Origin of the sequence: Paenibacillus sp. NPDC058071 (assembly GCF_042885235.1) — a bacterium.
GTDB lineage: Bacteria > Bacillota > Bacilli > Paenibacillales > Paenibacillaceae > Pristimantibacillus.
The window spans coordinates 93311-113046 of record NZ_JBHVSK010000014.1 but is presented as its reverse complement, the minus strand read 5'-3'; the positions used below and the strand labels follow the sequence as shown (position 1 = coordinate 113046).

Sequence of the window (19736 nt, the reverse complement as noted above, 5' to 3'; positions counted from 1 at the left end):
TTTAATCTATTACCTTCATTCAATAAACCCTAAATTGAAAACAGGTAAGATCATATGCTTGCAAAATGAGATCTGCCTTATGCCGATCGCATGGGAAACGGGCATCAGGTGAAAAGATTAATTAAAATTATTTAAACCGATAAGAATAGTTGACAATCTATTCGAAATGAATATAATACTATATTATGATTATTATTTATCACAATTTAATAATTTAGAGGTCTACCATACCAATTGGAGGTCTCATTTTCCTGTTAACTGACGCGACGGGAAGGTGAGTCCTTTTTTCTTTTGGAGAAAGGATGTAGGAGGATGAACGATACGGCTGTGGAGTTTAAAGGAGTGAGCAAAAGCTACGGCGGCGGGGGCGCTGTCCTGAACCAATTTCATTTGACGATTCCGAAAGGGAGGATTGTGACGCTGATTGGACCTTCCGGATGCGGCAAAACGACGATTCTAAAACTAATCAACCGCCTTATCGAGCCTGAGAGCGGACAAATATTATTGGAAGGAACGGACATCAGCTCACTGAATCCGGTAGAGCTGCGGCGTAATATCGGTTATGTCATCCAGCAGATTGGGTTATTTCCGCATATGACGATCGAGGACAATATTTCGCTCATTCCCCGTCTGAAAGGCGAACCGAAGAATGCGCTGTCTGACAGGATCGATGAGCTGCTGCAATTGATTGGGCTGGAGCCGTCGCAATTTAGAAAAAGATACCCGCATGAATTAAGCGGCGGTCAACAGCAGCGAATCGGTGTGGCGAGAGCGTTGGCAGCAGATCCTTCTATCATATTGATGGATGAGCCGTTCAGTGCGCTGGACCCTATTAGCCGCATTCAGCTGCAGAAAGAGCTGATTCATCTAAACCAACATGTGAAGAAAACGATTGTGTTTGTCACGCATGATATTGATGAGGCTTTGAAGATTGCCGATCAGGTCGTCTTGCTGAAAGACGGTACAATTGTGCAGGCGGCATCGCCCGTGCATCTGTTGCAAAGTCCGGCCAGCGATTTTGTCCGTGAGTTTATCGGACCGGAACGGTTTACTGCAGAATCTGGCCGAGAGCAGGAGGTTATCGCTTGAATCATTTTTGGAACACGATACAGGAGGATTGGCCATTAGTCCTCGAAAAGACGTTGGAGCATGTCCAGCTGTCACTTCTTTCTCTAGCATTGGCTTGTCTGATTTCCATACCTTTCGGAATCTATCTATCCCGTCATAAAAAATTGGCCAATTCTATTATTACAGTCGTTTCCGCCATTCAGACGATTCCCGTTCTGGCTCTATTCGGCTTTATGGTTCCTGTGTTGGGCATCGGTTTTAAACCGGCTCTTATCGTGCTTACCTTTTATGGCATTTTGCCGGTCCTCCAGAACACGTATGTGGGGATTACTTCTGTCAGTCCTGCACTGATTGAAGCAGGCCGAGGGATGGGCATGTCAAATTGGCAGCTGCTATGGATGGTTCAAGTGCCAATTGCACGCAGCTACATTTTAGCAGGAGTAAGGCTTATGGCTGTTCAGATGATTAGTATGGCTACAATAGGAACCTTCATTGCTGCTGGCGGCCTTGGGGACGTTATTACGGCCGGGATTAATGATATGAACACAGCGCGAATTTTGGAAGGGGCAATTCCTGTATCTTTGCTTGTGGTCCTCATCAATATCGGTTTGCTTCAACTTAATCAACTTCTAACGCCAAAAGGGCTGAGAAAGAATAAATCCAATAATTAACTAGGAAGCGGAGAGAGATTTATGTACACATCTAAGAAACTAGGAAATCAAAAATCGCAAGGGCGTGCATTTAAGGCTATAAGTATTCTGTTATTAACTATTCTTGTACTTATTGCTGCTGGCTGCAGTAACGCCAAACCTTCTAAAATCGTTATCGCGACTAAAGGCAATACGGAGTCCAATATTATGCAGCAGCTGCTTAAGCAGATTGTGGAGGAAAACACTTCAATTAATGTAGAAACCGTGAAGCTCGATAATAGTATTCTTTGGGAAGCAGTTAAGAAGGGCGATGTCGATGTTTATGTGGAATATACCGGCACAGCTCTCATGAATATATTAAAGCAGGAGCCTGAACGTGATCCTGACGCGGTGTATAACAAGGTGAAAAAAATGCTGGAGGAGCAGGAAAATTTGACCATGCTGGATCCGCTTGGGTTTGACAGTACGTACGCATTTGCTTTGCGCAAGGAAGTTGCCGATCAATACGGGATTGCCAACCTTACTCAGTTAGCGGAGCATTCCAGTCAATTAAAATTTGCGGCAGACCCGATGATCGAAAAGTCCAGCCGTCCGGACGGATATAGACTAGTTAATGAAGCATATGGCTTTAAGTTCAAGGAGCTTGTCGGTATTTCCAACCCGACGCTGCAATTGGAGGCTCTTAAAAATAAAGAAGCGGATGTGATGATAACAATTGCTACGAAAGGCATTTTTGAGGTAAATAATCTCGTCCCACTAGAGGATGATAAGCATATTTTTCTTCCTTACTATGCCGCACCGCTTGTACGCAATGAGACACTGGAAGCTCATCCTGAACTAAAAGAAGTGCTCAATAAGCTGAGCAACAAGGTTTCAATCGAAGCCATTCGCGAGATGAACAGACAGGTGGACGCTGAGGAGAAAAAGCCGGAGGATGTAGTTAGAGCGTGGTTGAAACAGGAAGGATTTTTGAAATAATTCATATTCAATAATCAGAAGGCATTTTGCAATAAAGACCGTATTGTTGGGAGGAGCACGTACATGGGGAATCATAACCGACAAATGTCTCTTGGAGCCATGATGTTCTATCCATCCGGAGAAAATATATCCAGCTGGCGGCACCCGGAGGTGGACGCCTCGCAAGTACTGGATTTCGATTACTATAAAAATATTGTTCAAGCGGCGGAACGCGCCAAATTCGATTTGTTCTTTTATGCGGATAATCTGTACGTCTGGGATCGCTATGATTCCAGTATTCGCGGGGCCAATAGCATCCGTCCGGAGCCGATCACGTTAATGGCCGCTTTGGCGGCCGTTACGACGCATATCGGACTTGCGCCTACGATTTCTACATCGTACAACGAGCCGTATCATATTGCTCGGAAGATGGCAACGCTGGACCATTTTAGCAAAGGCCGGTCTGCATGGAATGTGATTACCTCCTCGGCAGATGAAGAGGCACGAAACTTCAATAAAGAAAAGCACTTGGAGCATAGCACGCGCTATAGAAGAGCAGCCGAATTCGTTGATGTTACGTTGGGTCTGTTTGACAGCTGGGAAGAGGACAGCATCGTATTGGATAAGAAATCGGGGGAGTTCGCTGATCCCGAGAAAGTACATTATCTGAATCATTCCGGTGAGTTTTTCAAAGTGCGCGGACCGCTTAACGTATCCCGACCGCCGCAGGGCCATCCGGTTCTAGTTCAGGCAGGTGCTTCTGAATCCGGAAAGGAACTGGCAGCGAGAACTGCCGAGATTGTATTTTCGCCATTCGTTCCACTGGAGGATGCAAAGGACTTTTACCGGGATGTGAAGGGACGCTTGTCCAAATATGGGCGAGAGCCGCATGAAGTGAAAATCATGCCGTCATTTATTCCGATTGTAGGAAGGACAGAGGCTGAGGCCAAAGAAAAGCTTGAGATTGTTGGGGACCTGATTCCCGATCCGTTATGCCGGGATTTGCTGTCGCATTATCTAGGCCAGGACATCTCTCATCTGTCGTTGGACGAGCCGCTGCCTTTCATTCCTAGCCAGGAAAATAACAATCAGAGCAAGAGTCGAATTGAACGTGTTATTCAACTGCTGGAAAAAGAGCGCCTCACGCCGCGTCAGTTGTTCAAAGCTATCTATAATAACAGCTTTGCGGGCACGCCGGAGCAGGTAGCGGATGTGATGGAAACCTATTTCAAAGAAGAGGCAGCCGACGGATTCATTATGCCGTTCGCACATCTCCCTGGAGGCCTTGACGATTTTATAGAGCTAGTGCTGCCGGAGCTGCGGCAAAGGGGACTATTCCGTACGGAATATCCTGGCGGTACACTGCGGGACACGCTCGGTCTGACACGGCCAGCCAGTCGACATTCACGTTAGGATAAGTATAGCGGAATGAAGATTTAATCTATCAGCACGTGAATGGGAGGCTAATAAAGTGAGCAAGCAGCAACGTCAAATGGCGCTTGGGGCGATGATGTTTTTTCCGGCAGGGGGACAAATCTCGAGTTGGAGGCACCCGGATTCGAATCCCCAGGGAGTGCTTGATTTCAACTATTATAAGAACATCGTTCAGACAGCCGAACGCGGTAAATTCGATATGTTCTTCTATGCTGATGAGCTGTATGTGTGGGATCGCTTCGGATCTGGTATCAGTCATGCCAACAGCATTCGTCCTGAGCCGATCACCCTGCTTTCGGCGCTTGCAGTTGCTACAGAGCATATCGGGCTGGCAGCGACAATATCGACGACCTATAATGAGCCTTACCATATCGCCCGGAAGCTAGCTACACTGGATTACCTCAGTAATGGGCGGGCCGCCTGGAATATCGTGACCTCGCAAACGGATGAAGAAGCGCGCAATTTTGGTCGTGAGAAGCATCTGGAACATGCGAAGCGATACGAACGGGCCGAGGAATTCGTCGATGTGACGCAAGGGCTTTGGGACAGCTGGGAAGATGATGCTCTTCTGCTGGACAAGGAAAGCGGGTATTTCGCGGATAAGAATAAGCTTCACACGATTCAACATAAAGGAAATAACTTCCAGATTCATGGTCCGCTCAATGTGGCAAGACCCCCTCAAGGCTATCCCGTACTGGTTCAAGCAGGAGCTTCAGAGGCAGGCATGGATATGGCCGCAGCTCGAGCGGAGGTTGTCTTCGCCCTTGTAAGTTCATACTCAGCCGAGGGATTGCAGGTGAGTCAGCAGTTCTACGAGGGGCTTAAGGGGAGAATGGCGAAGTACGGCAGGAGCCGCGACGATCTGAAAATATTGCCCGGCATTATGCCGATTATCGGCCGCACAGAGGAAGAGGCGAAGGAGCGGGTAGCGCTCATTGAGAGCTTAACACCACCTCAGTTAGGTCTGGATATCCTATCGCATCATCTCGGACAGGATGTCTCGGGCTATCCGTTGGATGAGCCGCTGCCGTTCCGGCCGGATCTCGATCAATATAATCAGAGCAAAACCGTCCTCAAGGGGATCATCGATCTGATGGATAAGGGACTGACGCTCCGCCAGCTGTATGAGCGGGTGACGAACAAGCGCTCACTTGCTGGAACGCCGGAGCAAATCGCCGATATTATGGAGGAGTGGTTCCTGAAGGGGGCGGCTGATGGTTTTAACGTCTCGTTCTCTCATCTGCCGGGCGGCTTGGATGACTTCGTAAATCTGGTTGTTCCTGAGCTGCAGCGCAGAGGGGTATTCCGTACAGCGTATACCGGACGAACGCTGCGCGACCATCTGGGGCTGCAGCGTCCCGTCAATCGTTACGCTTCTTCCCGCGCGTAGCTGTTCCAAATGAGCATTTAACTCGAATAAAAATGGAAATAGCGGCGATAGAGAGTTTATCTCTATCGCCGCTATTTTTTGCTTTATTTCGATACGTTTGAGAAAAGGTTAAATCGAAAGCCAGTATTCTGCTACTCATATTTTTGTATCATCTGTAGTAGTATATAATTAATTATTTAAATATAATTGACACAGTAGAAACTTTATCTTATTATCTGGATATAAAATATAATACAGAATATCGATTACTGTATCATATAAATAATACAGTTTTTTTATTCATTCTTTTTGTAAGCGCTGACATTTCAAGCAAATTGGAAGTGCTTCAATATATATTTTTTAAGGGGGCATTATTAGTGGAAAATGATGCACGGGCGTTCTGGTATAGAAAGAGGATTGTCAAATAGTAAGGTAGCTTTAATGCTCAATTTTGTAAGCGCTTCATTGCATGAGAATATACTTTTTAATAGGAGGTTTATTATTCTATGATTCAAAATAAGCTCGTATCTTCTAAAAAGCTATTGTCTGTTCTAGTTATATTATCAATGGCGTTTACGTATTTACCGGGTTTGGATAACAAGGCCAATGCCTCTGAACCAACCGACCAAGAGTGGGATGAGGTACAGCAGTTATTATCAGGAATTAAAGGAGTCTGGACAGATCAGTCTTATGCCGGAGCCGTAACTAACGGAATGCCAGATACAGCTTTGCTTGGCAACGGAGACATTGGCGTCACCTCCGCTGGCGGCAAAGGGTTTAAAACCTTCTACCTCTCGAAAGGTGATTTTTGGACGGCGAGACCGGGTGTTAGTTTTACTGGCTTGGGAAATGTAACGATCAGGCCGGCTCAGGATGATCAGATAGAGGATCTTGGAGAAAATTTCGCTGTGAATGCTATTGCTACAGGGAGCAGTCAACATGAGGATTTTAGTCCAAGTAGAGCTGTTACTGGGTTATGGGCAAGCGGTTATGAGGGCTGGGTATCAGATTTAGGTATGACGCAATGGATTGCCTTGGATTTAGGAGAGCCCAAGCCGATATCCCGATATATCGTCAAGCATGACGGAGCAGCAAGACCTAACGAGAAGTCTAACAATACCAAAGCTTTCACTTTGCAAACAAGTGACGATGGATTGAATTGGGTTGATATTGATACCGTAACGAATAATAATGCAGACGTGACGGATAGAAATATTGAAGCTGTTATGACAAGGTATATCAGACTTCATATTACGGATCCTATTCAGGGCAGTGATGGTGCAAGAGCCCGGATAGGTCAATTTGAACTCTATGAGCGTCCATCTAATAGTAATTTAGCTCTGGGTGCAATAACTACAGCTAACAACCACTATGAGAACTTTACTCCCGATAGAGCGGTTAACGGAGAGTGGAAAAGCGGATATGAAGGATGGGTTACATCCGTAGGCCAACCAAACTGGATTGCATTTGATTTAGGTAAAGAGAAAACGATCTCCAGGTATATTGTTAAGCATGATGGGGCTGCAAGGCCTAGCGAGTATGCTAATAATACGAGAGATTTTATTTTACAAATAAGCGATGACGGAAGTAATTGGACAGATGTCGATAGCGTCACGAATAATGCAGCAAACCTAACAGATAGAACAATTGCCCCGATTAAAACAAGATATATTAGACTTTATATAACCGAACCCATTCAAGGCAGCGATAGTCCAAGAGCGCGAATTGGTCAAATTGAACTTTATGAGTTTCCAACCCTTACAGAAGAGCCAGAGGAGGAAGCAGGCTTCTTCCAAGAGGAGCAGAACATTCTCAATGCCGAGATTGATACGTGGATGAATCTGGGCGGAGTTGACGTCATGATGAAAACATGGACTGCGGCGAACGATAATCTTATGGTTACAGAGCTAACCTCGTTAGGAAGCGATCCGGCGGAATTGGAAGTTATAACAGCTATGGGCGCCAATCCGTCGTATCCTGCCAATGCCGGCGTGGATGGCGACGCCATCTGGGTTACCCGTGAGACGCCTTCTGGAGGCCAGTGGGTTTCGAGAGCTGCTCTGACTACTCGTATTCTAGGAGCGGACAACACAAATTCCGAGGTCATTTCAAAAGAAAGAGGCGCTAAGACAACATTCGTCCTGCAGCCGGGACAGAAGGTGCAGGTCGTTACAGCGGTTGGCGGCGGCGGACAGAACCCGGTCAATCATTTGGAAGAAGCTATGGGGATCGCAGGCGGCCAAAATGATGTATCGTTAAACATCCTTTTTGCGGAGCATCGCGAGTGGTGGAAAAATTATTGGTTGAAATCTTATATTAAGCTTAATGATAATTTGCTAGAAAAATTTTATTATGGCTCTTTGTATTTTATGGGTTCATCAAGCAGAGAGGGTAAGGTTGCCCCAGGGGTATTCGGCATTTGGGCTACGACTGACAAACCAAAGTGGAATGGAGATATGCACTTAAACTATAACTTTACAGCTCCTTTCTATGGCGTATATTCTAGCAACCGCGCTGAATTAGCGTTGCCGATGTATGATTTATTACTGGATTACGTTCCCGAAGCAAAAAGGCGGGCGCAGCAAGATTTACGAAGAGTAAAACCGGATTATATCGACTCGCGTAATTTAAGCGGCGGAATTCCTGGTTTGCTGTTCCCTGTCGGGATTGGTCCTTTTGGTTCTACAACGGATGATAATTACTGGCATCAGGTCGTTAATTCTTTATTTTCCGCGTCGCAATTTGTTGCCTATTATGATTATACGCAGGATAAAGATTTTTTACGGGACACGGCGTATGACTTCTTGAAGGACACTGCGGAATTTTTCGAGCATTACTTGGAATATGAACAATCGACGGGGAAATATGTAATTTATTCGGGGCATCATGAGGATACGTGGGCTAAAAATTCAAGCTCGGATTTAGGTTTGCTGCGATACTTGTTATCTCATTTAATAACAGCAAGTGAAGATTTAGAAGTGGATGCAGATAAAAGAGTGACGTGGCAACATATTCTGGATCATCTTGCTGATCAGCCAACCTCTCAATACAACGGAAAAACGGTCTATTCTCTTGCTGACCCAGGTACATCCAACGATAACCGCGATATTCATCCGGGAGACAATACCGTTAATCTTGAATTCATACACCCTGGTGAAGTGCTCGGCATTTATTCCGATCCTAGCAAGCTGAAAATTGCAATGGATACATTGGATATTATGGATTCATGGGGACAAGAAAACAGCTTTCCAAAAGTGTTTAATCAGGCGGCGAGGGTCGGTTACCCCGCACAGAATCTTATTAATAGATTAAAACAGCAGCTTGCTCCCAAGCTTGCTCCAAATCTTCGAGTAATCGATGATAATCATGGCATTGAGAAGGCTGGGGCCATTGAAGCTATCAATAATATGATGGTACAGAGCGATGGCGGGATTATTAAGGTTTTTCCAGTGTGGCCTGAAGGCAAGGATGCCAGCTTTAAAAGGCTGCGTGAAAAAGGCGCTTTCTTAGTCTCAAGCGAGTTAATCAATGATACGGTCACTTATATTGAGATTACTAGCGAAGCTGGAAAACCAGTCAAGCTGGAAAACCCATGGCCGGCAAATGACCTCAGCATCGTTGATCGCGAGGGTAATACGGTAGAGTATGAGCTTGACGGGAAGTTCGTAAGCTTTCATACCGAAGCAGGGAAACAATATCGTGTTTTGCCTGCGACTCCTGTAGATATAACTGCATCTGATATCGCAGAAGGAATCACTGTCATACAAGCGCCTGCTAAAGGCGCTTCGGCATTGACGCTGCCTGCCGTTCCTTTTGGTTTTACAGTAGCGATTGAAAGCTCCGACCATCCTAATATTATTGGCATAGACGGTAAGATCGTTCCTCCGGTTGAAGAGACGACTGTTCATCTTGTATTGACTGTGACTAGACTATCCGACGGATCAACGGCCAATACGGGCAGCATCGCGGTAGTTGTTCCTTCGAGAACAGTTACAGGCGGTAATGAGAATGAGGGTGGCAACACAGGGGAAAACCCTGGAGGTAACACGGGCGGTAATGAGGGAGGCAACACAGGGGGAAATCCTGGGGGCAACACAGGCGGAAATGAGGGAGGCAACACGGGGGAAAATCCCGGGGGTAACACGGGCGGTAATGAGGGAGGCAACACAGAGGGAAATCCTGGGGGTAACACGGGCGGCAACAGCGGGAACAACTCCGGGAACAACTCTGGGAGCAACGCTAACTCCGGTAATACGAGTAGCACAGGAGAGATTCCGGAATTTGCGCAAGTTGTGAAGAGCGAAGACTTTGCGAAGCTGGCGAAGGATGGCAGAGTTATCGTTTCCGTTCCTACAGATACGACATTGATCATTTTTCCATCCAACACGGTGGAATTGCTGGGCCAGAATAAATTGACGGTGAAAAGCGGCAATGTATCGTTAGATATTCCTGCTGCTGCAATTGATCAATTAATGGGATCATTGCCGTCCGCAGAACGCCAAGACAGTACTCTGCAATTGACCTTAACTTTCTTATCTGACGGGGAAGCTCAAGCAATGATTGCCAATAGAGAGAAGCAAACTCTGGGGCAGCTTAAATTATCAGGCAGAGCGATCGATGTTCATCTCTCTTCTGTTACAAAGGGTGGCCAAACAAGCAGCATTGGCAGGTTAAATTCACCTTTGAGAATTTCATTAAAGGTAGATGCAGACTTAAATCCAAATCTGGTAGGCATTTATTATTACGCAGACAATGGGACTTTGGAATACATTGGCGGAGAGCTTATTAATGGAGAGCTCGTGGCCGATATTCGTCAGTTCGGCAAATATGCGGTTTTAGCATACAAGAAACAATACGATGATGTATTAGCTTCGCATTGGGCATTCGATGCCGTACAGCTCCTTTCGGCTAAACAGATTATTAACGGCACAAGTACAACAAGGTTTGAACCGAATCGTTCCATTAGTCGCGCTGAGTTTACGGCAATGCTCGTCAGAATGCTGAAGCTGACGTCAGTTAATGAAACGAGCTTTTCAGACGTTGCGCCAAGCGATTGGTATGCACCTGCGATTGCTGCAGCGAATCAAGCAGGTATTGTACAGGGCAATAGCGATAGCGAGTTTCAACCCAATGCTCTGATTACTAGGGAAGAGATGGTCACGATGTTGATGCGTGCTTACGCAATCAAGAATGCGGTCCAGGCGAGTCCTTCAGCGTCTTCATTTAACGACGAATCGGCTGTGTCACCATGGGCGATTGAATCGGTTCGATTAGCAGAACAGTTGCAACTGTTGAAGGGAAGATATGATGGTCAATTGGAGCCAAAGGGAATTGCCACTCGGGCAGAGGCAGCTATCATCCTGAGCAGAATTTTGTAATTTATAATTTATAGAAACAAGCCGACATCGATCTCTCAAAGATGTCGGCTTGTTTTTTTAACAAAAAGAATTGCTTTGATTACAGGGTGTCGAGGTCCCTTAACCATTCTTCAATTATCGCAGCTTGATCATGGTTTTCTAAAGCATAGGAAGCACCAAATTTCTTTCGAACCTTTAAATTATCTCCCTGCTGAGGTAATGACCACGCTTGGACATCATTAACAATTTCATAAGCGTATAGCAAAGCTTTAATATCATCTTTAGAAGGAATTCCATCCTCTAAGCCTTTATTTGCAAAAGCTACAAGATCAGCAACATTTAAAAAATCCTTCTTTAACAACTCACTTGATGTTACATGAGAAAACTGTTTATAAACGTCGGGACTCAAGAATGTATAACCTAAGAGTTCTTTCCATTCTTCCGCAGAGGTCTTCTTATAATTATCATAAGTTCCTACCAAACCATTGAATCGTCCGTACATTCGATACAATTGCTCTCGAATCGATTCGTCGTTCACAATATGATCTAAAATAAATGTAGACTCAGAAGTTGGCTGTTCAATTGGCTCTGGCTCTACCTCAACAACAGGCGTGACTGATGGTGTGGGAGAGGGAGCAGATGCTACGGGAGGCGTGACCTCTGTTGTAATTTGATTATCCTTGTGAGACTCCTTAGTGTTGTAATAATAACTACCACCCGCTATTACTCCTCCAACGATCACTATAGCTGCAATACTTCCTATTAAATATGTTTTCATGAAATGCTCCTCTCTGTCATCATTAGGCCTAGTCCAGTTAATAATCGAGTGGATTATAGTGACAAATTATTGATGTCGTGGGAAAATGTTTGCAGTTGGCTGTCTGTGGAATTATCAATTGATCATTATTGATCGAGGAGCGCTAAACTTTTGAAGCTTTTTACAAAAGAAGTTAAGAAGATTGTAGTGAACAATTACCAGTTTCTTTGCGTAATTGACCAAAGACCTGAAAACGAGTTTATTAGTTTTAAAATATCCCCATCTGAAACAAAAACATCATATTTCTTAATACGCTTTACTTGGAAAAGCAACTGGGTAACGAATCTTTGTCAACCGATAGTCTGTGCAAAGTTAATTAAACATGCCATCAACATTGGCTGGAACTATACTACCAAACATTCCGTAGTTAATCTTCAAGATGGAGACAGTCTTATTGCTCAATTAGGTTTAGATAAGTTAAACCATTGACTTCAATGGGTTTAGATAGCGCATATTGGAAGGTGATGAATAGGTGAACATAGATATAAAGTTTCTGACCCAAATAATTAATGATTGGGATCCTGTTGGTCTATTAGCAGGAGGTGCTCCAGAAGATGAATATAACATTGAGGTAAGAGAAATAGCTGAGGAATCCTCATCGTGTAAGTCTGAAACAGAACTAGCTGTTCTTATTTACCGAGTGTTCAACGATAAAATGGGAATAAAATTAGACCCCCTTACTTGCTTAAAGCAGGCATTTAAAATAACAGGAGCTTTGAGCTGACGGTAAAAGAAAGTCCAACCACAACATGAAGGCAGCCGGCAACAAAATCGGCTGCCTTTCTTGAATTAAAGTAACAGGCAGGATAGATCAATGAACTAAAAGGTAAGATATGAAGCATGTCATGTTACCTCAACCTAAATATGATAATATAGCATAAAACTGAACGAATGTAGGTGAGAGATTGAAATCTGTTTTTATTAAACGATTTTTAATCGCAGCAGCAGGCCTTTTCATCTGGTTTATCGTGCACACTGCTTTCGTGATAATAGATGGGTTGAAGGACGAATTGAAGCCTGTTGACGCAGCTGTAGTTCTAGGAAACAAAGTAGAATTGAATGGGCAGCCTTCTGAACGATTAAAAGCAAGATTGGATAAGTCCGTAGAGCTTTATGACGGGGGCTATTATACTTTTATTATTGTAAGCGGCGGTATCGGCAAGGAAGGTTTCGATGAGGCAGCGGTTATGAAATCTTACTTAATCAATAAAGGGATACCGGAAGATAAAATTATTGAGGATAATAATGGATACAACTCTTACTTAACCGCTCAAAATACAAGCAAGATAATGGAGGAATTAGAATTAGACTCCGTTATGATTATTACCCAATATTATCATGTATCCAGGACAAAACTAGCGTTTAGAAAAATGGATATTAAAGAAGTGTATTCCGCTCATGCCAACATCTTTGAACTTAGAGATATTTACTCCCTTGTACGAGAATTCCCAGCTTACTATAAATATTTTATTAAATAATGGGATCAAACTTATAATCAGCGCTTGACAGAAAAGTTTAGTAAAGCGAATGGGCAGAGGGATTCTGGAGAAACGGCAGTGTTCGCCATTAAAGCCAGATTCCTTACCATAAACATAAAGGAATCCGGCTTTAATGGCGATCAAAAGAATCCTCTGCCCGCAGCGTTTCCCTCTCATGAAGACAAGTGCTGATTTCAGTTTTCCCTATTGCTTTGAAATCAAAGATAAATTCTCCTCTAGTAACTTCCCCAGTTGTTTGGCTGTATGTTCACAGTCCGAATCGAGTTCATCCATAACAAAAGATTCCACAATACCTAGCACGGCTGTGCTCAGAAAACGAATTGTAAGCTCCCTGTCTTGAGTGATACCTACATCAGGAATTACTCCGCCAATTTGTTCCATGAGACAATTGAGAAGTTGTTTTCTAAAAGATACAGTGCTTTCACTTTTAAATAAGGCACAGAAAAAGTCTTTCTTTTGTTCAAAATAATGAAACCAAACGATTGCACTTTCTATCAAATCATTTGCTTCGCTTTCGTTGCAAGTAGATTTAAGCCCTTCTATTTGTTCTTGAACGATCGTATTTAGTAAGTCATATTTATCCGTAAAATGCAGGTAGAACGTTTTTCTGCTGATATCAGCTTCTTCGGTAAGAGTTTTCACAGTAATACTATCAAATCCATCATGAAGCAAGAGGGTCAAAAATGCGGATTGAATGGCTTTTCTAGACTTTTTGATTCTTCGATCTATTTTTTCTTCCATAATAAACTCCGTTTCCTACACAGATTCGAATAAATGAGTATTACTACATCAATTAATAAATGTGGTAATTGTTTTATCCATCATCCTATTATAAATTAAATATACAGGACAGTATTAATACACACAAGAGTAAAAACTTTTATGAAAATTACTTGGGTTCAAACTTAAAACAGTGCTTGACGGAAAAGGAGAGAATAGCGAAGGGTCAGAGGGATTCTGGAGAAACGATAGTGGTCGCTTTTAAAGCAGGATTCCTACCGCAAACCTCTATCCAATAAAGGAATCAGGCTTTAATGGCGATCGAAAGAACCCTCTGCCCCGCAGCGCTTGCCTCTCACTGAATTCAACCGCTGTTTTGAGCCGTTACTTATTCTGTTTTAAAAACTTGTATTGATAAAGGAGAGAAAACGATGCAAAGACCTCATATTATCTGCCACATGCAGACATCTTTAGATGGAAAAATAATCGGCGATTACATGAATACTGAAGAAGCAAAATCTTTGTATTTGAAATATGTAGAAATTCAGGAAAGCTATAACCCTAAGGCTTGGATGTGCGGCAGGGTGACGATGGAGGAGTCATTCGCTTTTGGAGAAAAGGTGGAATTTAACGGGGGTATCACCTTAGCAGTACCAAGAACAGATTTTATTGCTGATTCTCATGCTGAAAGATACGTAATTGCAGTAGATCCTAAAGGGAAATTGAGATGGAAACAAAACACAATACCAACATCGTTTCAGTTAAAAGTAGAATCACATATTGTAGTGGTTCTCACGGAGGCTGTAGCAGATGAATACTTAACCTACTTGCAGGAATTAGGGATTTCTTATATTTTTGGCGGTAAAGAGCAACTCGATTTACACGACGTATTAAGAAAGATTAATACCTTGCTGGGTGTTGAGGAAATGATGCTGGACGGCGGCGCTTATTTAAATGGTACTTTTCTAAATGAAGGACTCGTTGATGAATTAAGCCTAGTCATTACTCCGGCAGCAGATGGGGATACAAGTACACCAGCATTATTTGCTAAGCCAGAATCGCTAGTGAAACAACCAGCGGCACGATTTATATTAAGAGAAGTTCGACAATTAGAGTTTAACGGCATCTATTTGAATTATACAATTAATAGATAAAATTCGGATCAAACTTCAAATCAGTGCTTGACGGAAGAACCCTCTGACCCGCAGCGCTTCCCCTCACTTCAAGTCATGCACTGATTTCGGTTTTGAGCCGAGCCAACGCGCATCGATACGCAATCGATGCGCGTTGTTTTCGTTTACTTGAAAGCAGCAGCTCTGTACTGAAGAGGACAATATCGGAAAGCGTCGAATAGTCCTTTTAGATAACAATCGCATTGAAGGGAAGCGGGTTCATTATGACAACAAGATTGAAACGGATTTGTTTGCTCGATTCTGCTATCGTGCTATCGGAAGTGGAGAAGGCTCGCCTATATAAAGGATATGAAGTCGAAGCGTTTTCTCCGCAAAATCCAAGCCAGTCCCAATTAAGTCGTTGCGATGCGATGCTGGTGCATAGTCGAATATCACGGGATTCATTGTCTAAATTAGCTAAATGCAAATACATTGGAGTTCGTGCTCACAATACGGATTATGTGGATCGGCAGATCACGGAGGAAATGGGAATCGTCGTCCAAGGCATTCCTCAATTAAGTCAGACATCGGTTGTCGAGCATACATTTGCGTTGATTTTTGCAGTATCGAAACAGCTGAAGCTATCGCAAAACAACATTAGCACCGGCCTCTGGAGGGGCGAGATGAGCCCTAATTACGAGCTCTCGGGAAAAAAGCTGGGGATTATCGGAAATGGCCGAATCGGTAAACAAGTGGCGATGGTGGGACAGGCACTCGGCATGGAAGTGCTAATTGCCTCCAAACCAGGAGTCGAGAAACCGGGAGAAGCGCCGCTCATGCAAGTGATACAGGAATCGGATATCGTAACGTTGCATTTGTCGAGCAAAGAGAATAAGGTTTTTTTCGATAGGGAAAAGATCGAGGGAATGAAGCCTGGCGCGATTCTCATTAACACATCCAGGGGCAGCTTGCTGGACTATGAGGCGTTGCGAGAAAAATTGCTTACAAAGCATTTATTCGGAGCAGGGCTGGACGTGTTTCCGGAAGAACCGTTAAATGATCCCTCGCTATGCGATCTCCCAAATGTCATTTGCACCCCGCATGTTGCTTATTACACACAAGAAACCATATCGAAGATGAACTCGTACTTGATCGATAATCTCGAATTATTTTATAAGTCGGAGGAAGAGCGCAACAAATAGTACGCAAGTCTCGACTACCTATCCAAAAGAATAACGGTTCCTCGTAAAGGCAAAGCCATATCTCAAAAAATGCGACATCCGCTCTTGAAAATTTGGGGCTGGTGCCGCATTTTTTTGCTGATTTCCCTATTACCAACGGCCTCTATCGTAACGATCAAGCTAGGCATAAGCGACAATTCTATACTCTCTGTCAGAATGACAGGGATGACAGCTTCCGATTTGAAATCGTCGTTTTAGATAAAAAATCGTCTGTGCGGTCAAAGACAGATAAAATGAAAAGGCTTACATTATAGGTGTACTCATTGACGAGAGGGGTGAGAGAAAGCTACAGCGTGCCGAACGTTGTTGATGGGATCGCGTGCAGGTTTTGATAAAGCGGTGCAACTTACTTAAAGTATGGAGGGGTTCCATTGAAAAAGAAAAGCAGTAAGGTTTACCCAATTGCTATTGCTTTGCTTATCGTCTCCATTGTCTTAGCCGGTTGCGGTGGAAAAGCGAAAACCGAATCGGAGCAAAACAACTCAGGCAAAATCAGGCTGACGATCGGCCACTTTGACGTCGATCAGAACGGCAAGCTGTTCCGAGACGCGCTTGAGGAATTTCGCAAGGAGAACCCGAATGTCGATCTCGTAGAGGAAGCCATTCCGCATGATCCTTACCGGGTTAAAATGACAACGCTTGGCGCTTCCGGGGAACTGCCCGATCTATTCGTCGCCAACGGCTCTATGCTCATTGATTACATTCCGAAAGGCTATGCGGGTACCTTTAACGAGGCGCTTGACGCAGACCCAGCTTGGCGAGACAGCTTTTTGCCGAATGCCTTTGACGAATTTATAAATGAGGGAAAAATATACGGCATTCCGAATGCCATGTTCACCGTTCATATGATTTATTACAACAAAGATCTTTTCTCCCAAGCCGGCATTCAAAGCTTTCCGACGACCTGGGACGGCTTTAACGAAGCCATTATAAAGCTTAAAGACAAAGGAATTATTCCGATTGCGATGGGCAATAAATCCAATGTCCCTGTCGGGTCCGTTATTTTCGGAACACTTGCCGACCGTTATACGGGTACGGAATGGTTCCGCGCCATGAAGAAGGGCGAAGCAAAATTTACGGATGAATCGTTCATCAACGCTTTGAAAGCGCTTCAACAGATGGCCCAAGAGGGCGCTTTTAATCCGGATATTAACAGTATTGACGGCGATCAAGCGCGCTCTCTTTATTACAATAAGCAAGCCGCAATGCTCATCGATGGCGCTTGGGCTGTAAACAATCTTTCCACTGACGCGCCGGAAGAGGTGCGCAACGCAACTGGTCTTGCCATTTTGCCGGCGGTGCCTGGCGGAAAAGGAGATCCGCTCACCGTTGCCGGGGGTTCCGGCTGGTCGCTCGCTTATAACTCGAAGCTGACAGGTGAAAAGAAAGAGACCGCCATCAAATTGATTAAGACATTAACCGGTCAGGAATACAACAAGAAGAAAATAGAAAACAATGGACAGCCGCCGATCAAAGTAACCGATTATGACCAATCGAAACTGTCTCCGCTCGCCATTGCCTACTTTGATTTTATGGAGGATAAAAACTTCTCGCCGATTTATGACATTCAGTTAAGTCCGGCTTTGGTTGAGGTCATTTACAAGGGGCTTCAAGATTTGCTGATCGGCGGAACGACGCCTGAGGAGCTGGCCCAGAAAATACAGAAGGTCCGCGACACTCAGAAATAACCTCACTTTCCAGTCCTTTAGCTGAAGTCGGGGAGCTAACCCTCCCCGGCCATGCCTACACTTCATGAAAAGAGGGAATCGCGTGATTAACAGTCGTTTGTTCCGACTTCAAATCGGTCCGGCTTTACGTTATTTGGTTCCAATCCTATTCATCTATTCATTTACAGTTCTTTTGCCCTTGGTGCTTTCTTTTTACTACAGTATGCGAAACGAAAGCGGCACCGAGTTCGTCGGTTTCCAAAACTATGCCGCATTGATTAAGGATCAGGATTTTTGGTTTGCCCTTAAAAACAATGTAATCATCACGGTTCTATGCGTGCTCGGGCAGGTTGGCATTGCTTTCTTAATCGCTTCTCTATTTATGACCAAGCTGCTGAAGCTGCCAAGCTTGCATCGCATCTCGATCTTTTTGCCGGTCGTACTGGCGGCTGTCGTAACAGGCTACCTGTGGTCGATGATCTACAATTACCGGTACGGCGTATTGAACTGGTTTATCGCCTTGTTCGGGAAGGAGCCCGTACTGTGGCTGGACAATCCGCAATTTGTGCTGTACTCCGTCTCGGTACCGCTTATCTGGCAGTACATTGGCCTCTACTTCATCATCTTCCTAGCAGGAATGCAGAACATTTCTAAGGAAGTATTGGAAGCAAGCGATATTGACGGCGCGTCTTGGTTCAAGAAAACGTTCTACGTCATTTTTCCATTGCTGAAAAACGTCATGAGCGTTGCCCTAATCCTTTGCATTACCGGGACGTTGAAGGTGTTCGACCACATCTACGTCATGACCGGCGGGGGACCGGGACGGAGCTCGATGGTGATGGCGCAGTACGCTTACAACAACGCGTTCACGATGAGCAGATTAGGCTACGGAAGCACGATTTCAATCGGCATGCTGATTCTATGCGCCGTGATCGTATTAGCTATGTCACGTTGGATTGGCGGTGACAACGAGAAATGAAACAACGCACTTCTCCGTTGGTCAAAGTGGCGCTGGGCGGAACCAATCTGTTCGTATTTCTATTTACGCTTTCCGCTTTGTTTCCGATCGTTTGGATGTTTTACACTTCTTTAAAATCGAATCAGGAGTTTAGCCTCAGCATAATGTCTTTGCCGTCTCAACCGACGTTCGTCAATTACTTGAACGCCTTCGAGATTGGCAATATTGGCTCAGCCATCTTCAGCAGCGTCTTGAATACGGTCATACCGGTGCCTTTGATCGTTCTATTTTCATTCATTATGGGCTACTTTTTCTCAAGGATCGATTTCAAAGGTAAAAGAATACTGATGCTTTTGTTTCTCGCGGGCATGATGATTCCGATTCATGCGCTCCTCGTGCCGCTGTTCGTTCAATTCAAATGGTTCGGTATGCTGGATAATCGGTTTACGCTGATTTTGCCCTATATCGCGTTTCATTTGCCGGTAGCGATCTTTCTTTTTGACAGCTTTATTAAAGGGATATCGAGGGAGATTGAAGAGGCTGCCTATATTGACGGCAGCTCCTTTGACCGCACGATGTTCACGGTCATTCTGCCGATCTGTTTGCCCATTATGTCTACAGTCGCCATTTTAAGCGTCTTGGGCACATGGAACGAGTTTTCTTTTGCGTTAGTTTTGAACAAGTCTACTGAACTGTTTACACTGCCGATTTGGCTCACTTTCTTCAGCGGCCAGCACACGACGGACTACACCGGTAAAATTGCAGGCCTTGTCATCACATCCTTGCCGATTATTGTGATTTACCTCTTTTTTAGCAATAAAATTATGTCGGGTATGACAGCCGGTGCAGTTAAAGGCTGATCGATAACGAGATGGAGGGACAATACA

15 protein-coding genes and 1 pseudogene are annotated in these 19736 nt (G+C 44.4%); 14 read left to right on the top strand and 2 right to left on the bottom strand.

Annotation, left to right across the window (positions count from 1 at the left end):
- Positions 1-312 precede the first annotated feature (312 nt).
- The 6 genes and pseudogenes from ACFVTB_RS20970 to ACFVTB_RS20945 form a co-directional block, all read left to right on the top strand.
- Positions 313-1047: pseudogene (locus ACFVTB_RS20970) on the top strand (ABC transporter ATP-binding protein); the annotation flags it as partial.
- A gap of 38 nt (positions 1048-1085) precedes the next feature.
- Entirely contained in the window at positions 1086-1739 is a 654-nt protein-coding gene (locus tag ACFVTB_RS20965; RefSeq protein ID WP_387753516.1) for an ABC transporter permease, read from the top strand.
- A gap of 21 nt (positions 1740-1760) precedes the next feature.
- On the top strand, positions 1761-2696 hold the full coding sequence (locus ACFVTB_RS20960; RefSeq protein WP_387753513.1) for a glycine betaine ABC transporter substrate-binding protein: 936 nt from the start codon (positions 1761-1763) through the stop codon (positions 2694-2696).
- Between the two features lie 63 nt (positions 2697-2759).
- Entirely contained in the window at positions 2760-4088 is a 1329-nt protein-coding gene (locus tag ACFVTB_RS20955) for an LLM class flavin-dependent oxidoreductase (protein WP_387753510.1), read from the top strand.
- 58 nt (positions 4089-4146) lie between these two features.
- Entirely contained in the window at positions 4147-5499 is a 1353-nt protein-coding gene (locus ACFVTB_RS20950) for an LLM class flavin-dependent oxidoreductase (RefSeq protein WP_387753507.1), read from the top strand.
- 485 nt (positions 5500-5984) lie between these two features.
- Entirely contained in the window at positions 5985-10856 is a 4872-nt protein-coding gene (locus ACFVTB_RS20945) for an S-layer homology domain-containing protein (RefSeq protein ID WP_387753505.1), read from the top strand.
- Positions 10857-10935: 79 nt separating this feature from the next.
- On the opposite strand, the gene ACFVTB_RS20940 is transcribed toward ACFVTB_RS20945, so the two are convergent.
- On the bottom strand, positions 10936-11613 hold the full coding sequence (locus ACFVTB_RS20940) for a hypothetical protein (protein WP_387753502.1): 678 nt from the start codon (positions 11611-11613) through the stop codon (positions 10936-10938).
- A gap of 150 nt (positions 11614-11763) precedes the next feature.
- Here ACFVTB_RS20940 and ACFVTB_RS20935 point away from each other — a divergent pair, with 150 nt between their 5' ends.
- The 3 genes from ACFVTB_RS20935 to ACFVTB_RS20925 all read left to right on the top strand — a co-directional run bounded on the left by ACFVTB_RS20935 (position 11764) and on the right by ACFVTB_RS20925 (position 13130).
- A complete protein-coding gene (locus tag ACFVTB_RS20935; RefSeq protein WP_387753499.1) occupies positions 11764-12081 on the top strand; it encodes a hypothetical protein in 318 nt (105 codons plus the stop codon).
- Positions 12082-12124: 43 nt separating this feature from the next.
- The gene (locus ACFVTB_RS20930; RefSeq protein ID WP_387753497.1) at positions 12125-12376 is read left to right on the top strand and encodes a hypothetical protein; all 252 of its coding nucleotides are present in this window, start codon (positions 12125-12127) and stop codon (positions 12374-12376) included.
- A 181-nt stretch (positions 12377-12557) separates the two neighbouring features.
- Positions 12558-13130, top strand: coding sequence for a YdcF family protein (locus tag ACFVTB_RS20925; RefSeq protein ID WP_387753494.1), 573 nt, complete (start codon positions 12558-12560; stop codon positions 13128-13130).
- 204 nt (positions 13131-13334) lie between these two features.
- Here ACFVTB_RS20925 and ACFVTB_RS20920 read toward each other — a convergent pair whose 3' ends face one another.
- Complete coding sequence (locus ACFVTB_RS20920) at positions 13335-13892, bottom strand: TetR/AcrR family transcriptional regulator (RefSeq protein WP_387753491.1); 558 nt, start codon at positions 13890-13892, stop codon at positions 13335-13337.
- A gap of 410 nt (positions 13893-14302) precedes the next feature.
- Here ACFVTB_RS20920 and ACFVTB_RS20915 point away from each other — a divergent pair, with 410 nt between their 5' ends.
- From ACFVTB_RS20915 to ACFVTB_RS20895, 5 genes are all read left to right on the top strand, one after another.
- On the top strand, positions 14303-15025 hold the full coding sequence (locus ACFVTB_RS20915) for a RibD family protein (protein WP_387753488.1): 723 nt from the start codon (positions 14303-14305) through the stop codon (positions 15023-15025).
- A gap of 242 nt (positions 15026-15267) precedes the next feature.
- Positions 15268-16185: a 2-hydroxyacid dehydrogenase gene (locus ACFVTB_RS20910; protein WP_387753486.1), complete on the top strand. Its 918-nt coding sequence runs from the start codon at positions 15268-15270 to the stop codon at positions 16183-16185.
- A gap of 410 nt (positions 16186-16595) precedes the next feature.
- On the top strand, positions 16596-17912 hold the full coding sequence (locus ACFVTB_RS20905; protein ID WP_387753484.1) for an extracellular solute-binding protein: 1317 nt from the start codon (positions 16596-16598) through the stop codon (positions 17910-17912).
- Positions 17913-17994: 82 nt separating this feature from the next.
- On the top strand, positions 17995-18870 hold the full coding sequence (locus ACFVTB_RS20900) for a carbohydrate ABC transporter permease (protein WP_387753482.1): 876 nt from the start codon (positions 17995-17997) through the stop codon (positions 18868-18870).
- On the top strand, positions 18867-19709 hold the full coding sequence (locus tag ACFVTB_RS20895) for a carbohydrate ABC transporter permease (protein WP_387753480.1): 843 nt from the start codon (positions 18867-18869) through the stop codon (positions 19707-19709). The genes ACFVTB_RS20900 and ACFVTB_RS20895 overlap by 4 nt, the downstream gene beginning before the upstream one ends.
- Positions 19710-19736: the final 27 nt, after the last annotated feature.

Excerpts from the sequence above, each read along its gene's own strand:
- ACFVTB_RS20960 (WP_387753513.1), top strand. The coding sequence starts at position 1,761 with ATGTACACATCTAAGAAACTAGGAAATCAAAAATCGCAAGGGCGTGCA.
- ACFVTB_RS20955 (WP_387753510.1), top strand. The coding sequence starts at position 2,760 with ATGGGGAATCATAACCGACAAATGTCTCTTGGAGCCATGATGTTCTAT.
- ACFVTB_RS20945 (WP_387753505.1), top strand. The coding sequence starts at position 5,985 with ATGATTCAAAATAAGCTCGTATCTTCTAAAAAGCTATTGTCTGTTCTA.
- ACFVTB_RS20940 (WP_387753502.1), bottom strand. The coding sequence starts at position 11,613 with ATGAAAACATATTTAATAGGAAGTATTGCAGCTATAGTGATCGTTGGA.
- ACFVTB_RS20920 (WP_387753491.1), bottom strand. The coding sequence starts at position 13,892 with ATGGAAGAAAAAATAGATCGAAGAATCAAAAAGTCTAGAAAAGCCATT.
- ACFVTB_RS20915 (WP_387753488.1), top strand. The coding sequence starts at position 14,303 with ATGCAAAGACCTCATATTATCTGCCACATGCAGACATCTTTAGATGGA.
- ACFVTB_RS20910 (WP_387753486.1), top strand. The coding sequence starts at position 15,268 with ATGACAACAAGATTGAAACGGATTTGTTTGCTCGATTCTGCTATCGTG.
- ACFVTB_RS20895 (WP_387753480.1), top strand. The coding sequence starts at position 18,867 with ATGAAACAACGCACTTCTCCGTTGGTCAAAGTGGCGCTGGGCGGAACC.